The organism is Hymenobacter coccineus, assembly GCF_001816125.1.
Taxonomy (GTDB): Bacteria; Bacteroidota; Bacteroidia; order Cytophagales; family Hymenobacteraceae; genus Hymenobacter; species Hymenobacter coccineus.
On record NZ_MDZA01000062.1, the window covers coordinates 1 to 11,480 of the forward strand.

Annotated in this window: 7 protein-coding genes; 3 read left to right on the forward strand and 4 right to left on the reverse strand. The window is 66.1% G+C overall.

All coding sequences use genetic code 11. The features are described 5' to 3' along the window. Positions 1–104: 104 nt before the first annotated feature. The 3 genes from dinB to BEN49_RS04970 are packed head-to-tail and all read right to left on the reverse strand — an operon-like array spanning position 105 to position 3,920. Positions 105–1,181, reverse strand: coding sequence for a DNA polymerase IV (gene dinB / locus BEN49_RS04960; protein WP_262490178.1), 1,077 nt, complete (start codon positions 1,179–1,181; stop codon positions 105–107). Positions 1,182–1,229: 48 nt separating this feature from the next. Then, positions 1,230–2,063 carry a Fic family protein gene (locus tag BEN49_RS04965; RefSeq protein ID WP_070741599.1) on the reverse strand — a complete coding sequence of 278 codons (834 nt, stop codon included), beginning with the start codon at positions 2,061–2,063 and terminating at the stop codon, positions 1,230–1,232. 24 nt (positions 2,064–2,087) lie between these two features. Next, a complete protein-coding gene (locus tag BEN49_RS04970; protein ID WP_070741602.1) occupies positions 2,088–3,920 on the reverse strand; it encodes a serine hydrolase domain-containing protein in 1,833 nt (610 codons plus the stop codon). 188 nt (positions 3,921–4,108) lie between these two features. On the opposite strand from BEN49_RS04970, the gene BEN49_RS04975 reads away from it, so the two are divergent. Continuing rightward, positions 4,109–6,022: an ABC-F family ATP-binding cassette domain-containing protein gene (locus BEN49_RS04975; RefSeq protein WP_070741605.1), complete on the forward strand. Its 1,914-nt coding sequence runs from the start codon at positions 4,109–4,111 to the stop codon at positions 6,020–6,022. 173 nt (positions 6,023–6,195) lie between these two features. Here BEN49_RS04975 and BEN49_RS04980 read toward each other — a convergent pair whose 3' ends face one another. After that, entirely contained in the window at positions 6,196–6,714 is a 519-nt protein-coding gene (locus tag BEN49_RS04980; protein WP_070741609.1) for a class I SAM-dependent methyltransferase, read from the reverse strand. A 58-nt stretch (positions 6,715–6,772) separates the two neighbouring features. Between BEN49_RS04980 and BEN49_RS27605 the strand changes: the two genes are divergently transcribed. Further along, complete coding sequence (locus BEN49_RS27605) at positions 6,773–6,928, forward strand: hypothetical protein (protein ID WP_158022753.1); 156 nt, start codon at positions 6,773–6,775, stop codon at positions 6,926–6,928. A 365-nt stretch (positions 6,929–7,293) separates the two neighbouring features. Next, positions 7,294–11,331: a type IIG restriction enzyme/methyltransferase gene (locus BEN49_RS04990; RefSeq protein WP_070741615.1), complete on the forward strand. Its 4,038-nt coding sequence runs from the start codon at positions 7,294–7,296 to the stop codon at positions 11,329–11,331. The last annotated feature ends 149 nt before the right edge of the window (positions 11,332–11,480 follow it).

Sequence of the window (11,480 nt, forward strand, 5' to 3'; positions counted from 1 at the left end):
TCAGCGACCGTTCAGCGACCGTTCAGCGACCGTTCAGCGACCGTTCAGCGACCGTTCAGCGACCGTTCAACCGCGCGGACTCGCAGAGTCCACGCTACGCCGTGCTACAGCCCCAGCGCCAGCTGCTGGCCCACGGCTTCGGCCACCGGCACCAGGTTGGAAAGTGACACCCCTACCAGGCGCACGCCCTGCGGCACGGGCAGCAGCGCCCGCAGCAGCTCGTGGCTGATGGCGGTTAGCTGCTCAGCGCCGGCCACGGGGCCCGTCAGGCTGCGGCTGCGGGTAATCTGCTGAAAGTCGGCGTATTTCACTTTTAGTGTGGCGGTGCGGCCCAGCAGGCCGGCGCGCTCGCAGTGGGCCCACACCTTGGCGATGCAGGGCCCCAGGCCGTCGGCCAGTTCGTCGAACTCGCGCCGGTCGTTTTCAAACGTGGTTTCGGCGCCCACCGATTTGCGCTGGCGGTCGGCCACCACGGGGCGGTGGTCTTCGGCGCGGGCAATGGCGTAGTAGTAGCCGCCGGCCTTGCCAAAATGCTGGCGCAGCAGCGCCTCAGGCTGGGCGCGCAGGTCAGCTCCGGTGAAGATGCCCAGCCCGTTGAGCCGCGCCGCCGTGGCCGCCCCGATGCCGTGGAACTGCCCCACCGCCAACCCTTCCACGAACCCGGGGCCCTGGTGCGGCCGAATCACGAACTGCCCGTTGGGCTTGCGGTAGTCGGAGGCCAGCTTGGCCAGGAACTTGTTGTAAGAAATGCCCGCCGATGCCGTGAGCCCCGTTTTTTCCAGGATGCGGGCCCGGATTTCCGCCGCGAGGCGCGTGGCCAGGGGCTCGGCTTTCAGGTTTTCCGTCACGTCGAGGTAGGCCTCGTCGAGCGAGAGCGGCTCGATCAGCGGCGTGTACTCGGCGAAGATGGCGTGGATTTGCCGCGACACTTCCTTGTACACTTCGAAGCGTGGCGGCACGAACAGCAGCGCGGGGCACTTGCGCCGCGCTACCACCGCCGGCATGGCCGAGCGCACCCCGAACTGCCGGGCCTCGTAGCTGGCGGCCATCACCACGCCTCGCTCGCGGGCCCCGCCCACGGCCACGGGCTGCCCGCGCAGCGCCGGGTCGTCGCGCTGCTCCACGGACGCATAAAAGGCGTCCATGTCGAGGTGAATGATTTTGCGGGGTTCGGCAGGCACGTTAGAGAGAAGCGCAAAAGTACGGGCGCAGTTCCGGGGCCTGGGGCCCTACGGAGCCAACCGGTACGCGGTGCTGCGCCCTCCGGCAGCTTCCTTAACTAGGATGTTTTGCTCCACGAAGGTCTGGATGTCGCGCCCGGCGGTATCCTGCGAGCACTTGGCAATAGCCGCCCATTTCGAGGAAGTAAGGTTGCCTTCGAAGCCATCCAGCAGCAAATTGAGGAGCTTTTGCTGCCGGGCGTTGAACAGCGTGGCCGCATGCTGCTCCCAGAACCGGGCCTTTTCCAGCACCTTCGCCAGCGTCTGTTCCGTGGCAGCCAGCGCCCGGCCCAGGCAGCTCAGAAACCACTCCAGCCACGCCGTTATGTCTAACCCGCCGTGCTGGGCCGCTTCCAGCTGCGCGTAATACGCGGGCCGTTCCAGCCGGATTTGGGCCGACAGGCTGTAGAAACGCTGGGCTGTAGCATCGGCACGGGCCAGCTGCAAATCAGTAACAGCGCGGGCCAAGCGCCCATTGCCGTCCTCAAACGGGTGAATGGTAACGAACCACAGATGCGCTACCGCGGCCTTGAGCACCGCATCGAGGGTCTCCGGCCCATTAAACCATGCCAGAAAACGCTGCATCTCCGCGTCCACCGCACCCGCGTCGGGGGCCTCAAAATGCACCCGCTCCCGCCCCGCCGCGCCCGACACTACCTGCATGGGCCCCCGGCGGCCGGTACGCCACGCGCCGGTCTGGATGCGCTGCAAGCCGCTGCGGCCGGCCGGAAACAGGGCCGCCTGCCAGCCAAACAGCCGCTCGGCCGTCAGCGCCTGGCCAAACTGCTGGGTGGCGTCGAGCAGCATTTCCACCACGCCTTCCACCCGCCGTTCGGCCGGCACCAGCCCGCCCGCGTCCAGGCCCGCTCAGACGCTCCACAGCCGCATGCCCAGCCAGCCATAGCTGCCCAGCACCGCCACCAAAAAGCCCAGCCCGCCGTAGGTGAGCAACAGATACCAGGCCGCCAGTCGGCTGCGAAACTGATTAAACCGATAGAGCAGCAGTCCCAGCCCGGCCACTGCACATACGGTGAATACGAGTGGTGCCGCGAAGAGCAGCACCGATTCCGTGTTAACGATTCCTAAACTTCCCCAATGAACGGTCGCACTATTGCCGGCCCAAAGAGTGGCGGCAAAAGCCAGCGCGGCCGGCAGAGGCAACAGCCGGGGTAGCACTTGGGCCGAAGGCAGCCGCCGACGCAGGGCATACCCAAGCCAGATGAGCCCCGCCAGACCGGCCGTGACCACTAGCAGCGTGCTCAGCGCCAGCAGTACGGGCTGTAGCCACCACCAAAAGCCAATTTTTACTAAGTATTGGCCACGTGATTCCAGCACGCGATGGCCTTCGGTATCGCGAGTGAGCACAACGCTACCAACCGGCTCCGCTGGGCGGCGGAAGGTGCGCGGGCTAGTGGCCAGCAGCGTATCGGGCTTTCCTAGTAGCGGTAGCAGCAGCAGCAGGTTCCCCCGCCGCTCCAGGCTACCCCCACCCAGTATTTCATCCAGAAATTTGTACGTATTGCGAGGCGAGGCAAACCGATAGTGACCTAGGTAGGCCGACGCTTCGGTGGCATCCAGCGCCACTGAAGCGGGCAGTGGGCGGTGGGGTACCTGCCGCAGCATATACTGCCGCACCAGCCGCCCAATGGTAGCGGTACCAGGGTCAACATTGAACGATAATGCATAGCCCAGGCCCAGTTCACGGTTGTAGAGCATCGCCGAAGTAAAGCCTGGCAGGTAGCCGCCGTGCCCCTGAAAGACAAATCCACTTCTAACAATAGCCTCATTGCCGAGGCCGTAGCCGGTGGGCAGACCGCTCCGGGCAGCTAAGGTGCTATGCACCGTTTCCATCTCGCGTAGGCTGGCCGGCTGCACCAAGGCGGTGCCCTCGGCGGTGCGGCCATCGCGCAGGAAGAACTGCACGTAACGAGCTAGGTCGGCCGCGGAAGCATTCATCGAGCCAGCCGCGCCAGCGTAGATTTCGTGCGGTGGCTGCGGCTCGTAGTGCCCTGCGGTATAGATATACCCCTGCGCTAGCTGCGGCAGGGCAGCCGGGTGTTGGGTGGGCGTAGCGTCGGGCATGCCTAGGGGGCGCAGCAGATGCCGAGTCAAATACTGCTCGTAGGGTTGGCCGCTCAGCTTTTCGAGCAGGTAGCCCGCCACCTGGTAGCCGGGATTAGAATAGGCCGTACGCTCGCCGGGCCGCCAGCGGCAGCGCAGCTCGGGGCGGAATACCGCGACCTCAGCCACTCCCCGCAGAAGAGGGCCTTGATTGATAGTATGATTAGGCAGCATATCGTCGAAGCCCGCCGTGTGCTCCAGCAGGTGTACCACGCGCACCGGGTCGGTAGCTTCCCAGGGGTTGTCGATGGGCACTTCGGGAGCGATTTTGCGCACCTCGTCGTTGAGGTGCAACTTACCTTGCTCGATGAGTTGCAGCAGACCCAGCGCCACGAAGCTCTTGGTAATGGAGCCGATGCGAAACAGGGTGTGGGCCGTCACGGGCTGGTGGGTAGCCCTATTGGCCTCGCCCAGGCCGCCCGCAAATAGCACTGAGTCGCGGGTAGCGAGCACCAGCAGCAGGCCCGGAATTTGCTCCTTGGCCATCACGCGCCGGATGGAGTCGGTCAGTTCGGGCACGGAGCTGATAACGTGGCTGGCCCGCTGCGCCTGGGCCGGCCCACCGGCCGCGGTAGCCATCAGAAATAGCAGAAGTAGTTTTCTTAGCATGAGAGGGTTAAGAGTGCAAAAATTTCTCAAATGTATTCAGATACTGCAATGCTTCAGTGCTGGCAGAAGCCAGTTTATTTTTTCCGACAACGCGCATCGGCACAATGTTGCCAGGGCCGCCCAACCCCACCACCGCCCCGGCCGTACCTTTGCGGCCTATGAATCTGTTATCCGCCGAGAATATCTCGAAAAATTACGCTGACCGCTGGCTGTTTAAGGACCTGAACTTTGGCTTGCAGCTGGGGCAGCGCGTGGCCTTTGTGGGCATCAACGGCACGGGCAAAACCACGCTGCTGCGCGTGCTGGCCGGGCTGGAAATCCCCGATACGGGCCTGGTGAGCACCCGCAAAGGCATCCGGGTGACGTACCTGGGCCAGCAGCCGGTGTTCGACGAAAGCCTGAGCGTGGAGGAAACCATCTTCGCCAGCCAGAACGATACGCTCAAGGCCATTAAGGAGTACGAGCACGTCATCAACGACGCCAACCACAAGCCCGACGACCTCCAGCGCGTGCTCGAGCGCATGGACGCCCTGAACGCCTGGGACTACGAAGCCCAGGTGCAGCAGATTCTGGGCCGGCTGGGCATCCTCGGCGAGCTGCTGACGCGCAACGTGAGCATGCTTTCGGGCGGGCAGCGCAAGCGCGTGGCCCTGGCCCGGGTGCTGATTGAGGAGCCCGACGTGCTGCTGCTTGACGAGCCCACCAACCACTTGGACCTGAGCACGATTGAGTGGTTGGAAAACCGGCTTTCCTCCCCCACCCTCACGCTGCTGATGGTGACCCACGACCGCTACTTCCTCGACAAGGTGGCCAACGAAATCGTGGAGCTGGACAAGGGCACCATGTACCGCTACCAGGGCAACTACGCCTACTTCGTGGAAAAAAAGGCCGACCGCGAGATGCGCGAAGCCACCGAAGTGGAGAAGGCCCGCAACCTGTTCCGCAAGGAGCTGGAGTGGATGCGCCGCATGCCCCAGGCCCGCGGCACCAAGCAGAAGGCCCGCATCGACGCCTTCTACGTGACCAAGGAGAAGGCCAGCACCAACCTGAGCAAGCAGCAGATTGAGCTGAGCGTGAAAACGACCCGCCAGGGCGGCAAAATCATCGAGGCCGACCACCTCAACAAGAAGTTTGGCGACAACGTGGTGTTGGACGACTTCAGCTACGTGTTCAAGAAGAAGGACCGCATCGGCCTGGTGGGGCCCAACGGCGCGGGCAAGTCCACGCTGCTGAACATGCTCACTGGCAAGCTCCAGCCCGACTCCGGCACCATCGACGTGGGCACCACCACCGTGTTTGGCTACTACACCCAAACGGAGCTGGAATTCGACCCTTCGCAGCGCGTGATTGACATCGTGAAGGAGGTGGCCGAAGTAGTGGAGCTGGCCAACGGCGACGTGCTCACGGCCAGCCAGTTCCTCAACCTGTTCCTCTTCCCGCCGGCCCAGCAGTACACGCTGGTGAACAAGCTAAGCGGCGGCGAGAAGCGGCGCCTCCAACTGCTGCGCGTGCTCATCAAGAACCCCAACTTCCTGATTCTTGATGAGCCCACCAACGACCTGGACCTGGCCACGCTCAACATCCTGGAGGATTTCCTGCTGCACTTCGCCGGCTGCCTGCTGATTGTGAGCCACGACCGCTACTTCCTCGATCACCTGGCCGAGCACCTGTTTGTGCTGGAGCCCGGCGGAGCGGTGCTGAACTTCCCCGGCAACTACACCGACTACCGCGACTACCTGGAGGAGCGCGAAACCGAAGCCGCCCTCGAAGCCGAGGAGAAAGCCGCCAAGGCTGCCCGCGCTGCCGCCAAAGGGGCCCCCGCGCCAGTAGCCGCGCCCGCCCCGGCGGCTCCCGCCAAGCGCCGCGCCACCTTCGCCGAGAAGAAAGAATACGAGCAGCTTGAAGGCATCCTGGCCCAGCTCGAAACCGAGAAGCAGGCCATCACCGCCAACCTGAACGGCGGCGCCGGTACCCCCCAGGAGTTTGCCAACTGGGGCACCCGCCTGCAAGCCGTGGAGCAGGAGCTGGCCAAAAAAGAAGAGCGCTGGCTGGAGCTGGCCGAGCTGGTGTAGCCCCGCCGCGCCACCCGGTGGGGCCCCGGGCCAGGCACTGCGCCGCGGCCCCGGCCGCGTTCCTGACCAAGAGAAGAGCGACCCGCTTGGGGCCCCAGGGCTCCCGAGCGGGTCGCTTTTTTGGTACGCGGCGGGCCCTGGGGGCCCTGTTCCAGCCGGTGCCCCGGCGCCCGCTACTCCGCGCGCTTCTCGCCCACGAACACGTAGTGGCGGTGGAGCAGCGACCGGAACCCGAACAGCTCCGCGCGGTGGGCATGGGGGGTGCTGCTGCGCAGGCGACGCAGCCGGAGCCACTGCCAGGGCCACAGCAGCGCGGCCAGGGGCACGTAGAGCAGATCTTCCAGGTAGAAGGCGGTGTAGAGGACGCGCTTCAGCTCCACGCCGTGCACGTCGAAGAGGCGCTTGAGCTCCTGGTGCTGCACGAGCTGGTGGTTGCCTTCGTCGGGCTCGAACAGCAGCCGGAACCGGCGCACCCGCCCCGTGAACAGGTACGAGAGCCGGTCGCGCACGGTCAGGCAATTGTCGTTGCTGACCACCAGCAGGCCGCCCGGAGCCAGGCGCGCGGCGCAGCGGCCGATGAACTGCGCCGTGTTGCCGAAGCACATGATGCCGCTGATGGAGGTGATGACGTCGAAGGCCGGCTCGGCGGCGAAGGGAAAGTCCCGGCTGAGGTCGGTGGGCACGTAGCGCACGGGCGCGGGGCGGCGCGGCGGCGCGCACGTCGGCCCCCCAGCGCTGGGCCCCCGGGAAGTGCCGCCCCACCTGCGCCAGCAGCTCGCCCGCCCCGCACGGCAAATCGAGCCAGCGCAGCCCCGGCCGGTGCAGGGGCCCCAGGCCCAGCAAGTACGCCAGCACGGTGCGGTTGACGTGTTTTTGGGTGTTGCCCCGGGGCACGTCGGCCAGTAGAGCGGTGGGGGCGAGGGTGGACGAAGCGGGCATAGGCGGGCGCAAGCGTGGGGCCGGGCGGTACCCCGCGGCCAGTTTGAAGAACCTGTTCAAACAGGCCGTCATGCTGAGCTTGTCGAAGCATCTCTACCGCAGCAGTAACCCAATCAAAAGAGTTAGTTACGCGGTAGAGATGCTTCGACAAGCTCAGCATGACGGCCTATTCGAGTAGCCTTTTAGTGGGGCTAAGAACACAGCCGCCCCGCGGGAGTTTGCTAATTATGAAGAAAGGATGAATTTATTTACCGCCGGGCCCTTCCTTCCGCAGAGTTGATGAGTTCTGGCTGGTCGCCCGCCTCCGCCAAGCCCCGCCGTACCTTGGCGCCATGCTTGCCCTTCTCCCCCAAACGCCGGCCCAGGCGGTGGCGGCCGACGCTGCTTTGCGCCGCCTCCAGCCCACCGCCGACCAGCTGGCTGCTTTCCAAAAACAACTTGCTGAGCTGCACCGCCACCTCGACCCCACCCAGCGCGAGAAGCACGGCGAAAAGCACATCATCACCTTTCTGGAGCGCGTGACGGGGCCCCCGGTGCACCCCGACGCGCCCGTGCGCTACGGCAACAGCAAGGGCGACCGCGACCTGGTGCTGCACTTCGGCGACACCGCGGCCTCGCCCGTGGGGCTGATTATGGAGGTGAAGGGCAGCAAGAACACCCGCGAGATGCTCGCCCCCGACGGCCTCAACCGCAAGGCCTTCCAGGAACTGGTGTACTACTATTGCGAGGACCAGGCGGCCGGTGAAGCCGCCGAGCTGAGCCGCCTCATCGTCACGACCGGCTTCGAATGGTACATTTTTGACGCCCGCGACTTTCTGCGCCTGTTCGTGGCGGACAAGGCCTTCCACAAGCTCTTTCTCAAGTTCAAGCAGGGGGCCCTGCCGGGCACCAAAACCGACTACTTCTACGACCACGTGGCCGGCGAGCACCTGCGCGGCCTGGCCGGCGAGCTGCGCGCCACCTACGTGGACCTGCGCGCCGGCCTGCCCACCGCCCCGGGGGCCCTCGCCGACCTCTGGCGCATCTTCGGCCCGGCCTACTTGCTGAAGGAGTTCCCCAGCGCCCGGCCCGACCCCAACACCCTCAACCAGGAGTTCTACAACGAGCTGCTCTACCTCATGGGCCTCCAGGAGCAGGCCGTGGGCGGCGTGCGCCGCATTGGCCGCTGCCCCGAGGGAGAGCGCCAGCCGGGGGCCCTGCTCGAGAACATTCTCTACCAGATGGGCATCGGCCACGGGCTGGAGCTGGTGCCGCCCGCCGAGCTGGCCGCCTACGGCGACGACCCCGCCCGCCAGCGCGAGGAGGTGGCCCTCGCCCTGTGCCTGGTCTGGGTGAACCGCCTGCTGTTTCTTAAGCTGCTGGAGGGGCAGCTCGTGCGCTACCACCCGGGGCCCCACGCCGCCGATTTCCGCTTCCTCACCCCCGCCCGCCTGCCCGAGTACGACGAGCTGAACAAGCTCTTTTTTGGGGTACTGAACCGCCCGCCGGCCCAGCGGCCGCCCGACGTGCAGGCGGCCTTCCGCGAGCTGCCCTACCTCAACTCCTCGCTGTTTCAGCCCACCGCCCTCGAAATGCAGGTGCTCTACGCCAGCGCCCTAAACGACCGCGCCGGCCTGCGCCCCTTCCCCCAATCGGTGCTGAAGAAGCGCGGGGGCCCCCGCCCGCCCCCACCCCCGCCGACAAAACCCAGTGGCTGGCCCTGCCCTACCTGCTCGCCTTCCTCGACGCCTTCGACTTCGGCTCCGACCCCACGCCCCTCACCCGAACTTCCCAGGGCTCCCCCTCTCTTTTGGAGAGGGGGCCGGCCCCACAGGGGTCTCGTGAGGTTCCACCCGCCGGGGCCCCCAGCGCCCCCGCCCCGGAGGCCCCCGCCCCGGCCGCTGCTCTCGGCCGCCGTGCTGGGCCTAGTGTTCGAGAAGATCAACGGCTACCGCGACGGCTCGTTCTACACCCCCGGCTTCGTAACGATGTACATGGCCCGGCACACGCTGCGCCGGGCCGTGGTGCGGCGCTTCACCCAGGGCCCCGCGGCGGCGCGGTTCCCGGAGCTGGCGGGCTGCGCCAGCTGGGAGGAGCTGCGCGACAGCTTCCGCCGGGAGCGCCGGGCTGAGTACGCGGCTTGGTTTGATGGCCTTACCGTGCTCGACCCCGCCGTGGGCTCGGGCCACTTCCTGGTGAGTGCCCTTAATGAGCTGCTGGCCCTCAAGGCCGACCTGCGGCTGCTGCTCGACGCCGACGGCCGGCTCCTCGACTACACCCTGCGCGTGGAGCACGACGAGCTGGTGGTGCTCGACAACGCCACCGACGCCCCCGCCCGCTACCAGGTGGCCACCTACGACGCCGCCACCGGCCAGCGCACCGTGCCCGCCCAGGCCACCCGCCTCCAGGCCGCCCTCTTCCACCAGAAGCGGGCCCTGATGGAGCACGCCCTGTTCGGCGTCGACCTCAACCCCAACTCCGTCCGCATTTGCCGCCTCCGCCTCTGGATTGAGCTGCTCAAGCACGCCTACTACCGCCCCGACGGCGGCTTCCAGGCCCTCGAAACCCTGCCCAACCTCGACCTGAACGTGCGCGCCGGCAACTCGCTCGTGAGCCGCCACGCCCTGGGGGCCCCGCTGGGCCAGGTGTTCCGCACGGCGGGCATCACCGTGGAGCGCTACAAAAGCCTCGTGCACGAGTACTTCGGCGCCAGCGGCCAGGCCGCCCGCCAGCAGCTCGACGGGGCCCTGGCCGAGCTGAAGGCCAACGTGGGCCGCCGCATCAGCCAGGCCGACCCGTTCGTGAAAAAGGTGCGCGACGCCGAGGCCCAGGTGCTGCTGCTCGAAAACAGCCGCACCGACCTGTTCAGTAAGAAACTCGACGACGAGAGCTACGCCTTGGAGCTGCGCCGCCGCACCCTGCTCGTGGAGCAGCGCCGCCGCGAGCTGGCCGAGCACCAGCAGGGCGTGTTTTTCCAGCAGGCCTTCGAGTGGCGGTTCGAGTTTCCCGAGGTGCTGGACGACGACGCCCGCTTCCGGGGATTCGATGTGGTGCTCGGCAACCCGCCCTACATCCGCCAGGAGGCCTTTGCCGCCAGCAAGCCGTTCTTCAAAAAGCGCTTCGCCACCTTCGACAGCAAGGCCGACCTCTACGTGTACTTCGTGGAGCTGGGCCTCGACCTGCTGGCCCCCGGCGGCGAGCTGTCCTTCATTGCCCCCAACAAGTGGCTCAGCACCGGCTACGGGGCCCCGCTGCGCCGCTGGCTGCAAAGCACCCACGAGCTGGTGGAGTTCATTGACTTCGGCGACCTCTACGTTTTCCCCCAAACCAAGGCCTACCCCGCCATCCTCACCGTGCACCGCCGGGCCCCCACGGCCGCCAGCAGCTTCCGCGCGGCCCTGATTCCGCAGCTGCCGCCGCCGGCCCTGGAAACGCAGGTAGCTGCCCACGTGCGCACCGTGGCCCAAAGCAGCCTGGCCGACGCCGGCTGGACGCTGGCCGACGACGACAATCACGCGCTGCTGGCCAAGCTGAAAGCGGCGGGCCGGCCGCTGGGCGAATACGTGAGCAAGAATATCTACCGAGGAATTTTAACGGGCCTCAACCCGGCGTTTGTCATCAAGCCCGAAGTGCGCGCCCGCCTCATCGCCGAAGATGCCCGCTCGGCCGAAATCATCAAGCCCTTTTTGGCGGGCCGCGACGTGAAGCGCTACCGCCAGCCCCGCAACGAAAGCTACCTGCTGCTGCTGCCCAGCGGCTGGACGCGCAAGCAGCTCGGCTGGCAGCGCAACGCCCGGGGCACCTACGCCGTGGCCCCCATCACGCCCAAGTTCCCCACACCCTGGGATGCGCTGCTGGCCCATTACCCGGCCGTGGCCAACTACCTGCTGCCTTTTGAAGCAGCTGCCACCGTCCGCACCGACCAGGGCAATTATTGGTGGGAGCTGCGCGCCTGCGATTACTACGGCGAGTTTGAGAAGCCGAAGATTATGTGGAAGGAAATTGCCACTTACCAGGAGTTCGCGCTTGACATGGACGGTAACTACTCGAATAACAAGACCTTTTTTATTCCCAGCGACGACCTGTTCCTATTAGGTGTCCTCAATTCGGCGCCCGTTTTTTACGTCTTGCAGCAGATTACCACCAAGATGAAGGACAACGCCATGGCGATGCAGATTCCGCAGGTGTCGCAAATCCCCATCCCCACCGCCACGGCCGCGCAGCAGGCCGAGGTAGGGGCCCTGGTCGAAACCATCCTGGCCGCCCGCGCCGCCGATGCCACCGCCGACACCGCCGCGGCCGAAGCCGCCGTCGATGCCCTGGTCGCCGCCCTCTACGACCTCACCCCCGCCGAGGCCGCGCACCTCGCCCGCCCCGCCGCCACCGCCTAAGCCCGGGCGGCGAGCCCCCGGATTCCTATTCAACGCATTGTATACCAAGAACCTAGCACCTATTTGCGTTTATGGCACCACGGTGTAGAGACGCATCCTTGCGTCTCGTCCACGGTGTAGAGACGCATCCTTGCGTCTCCGTGACGCGT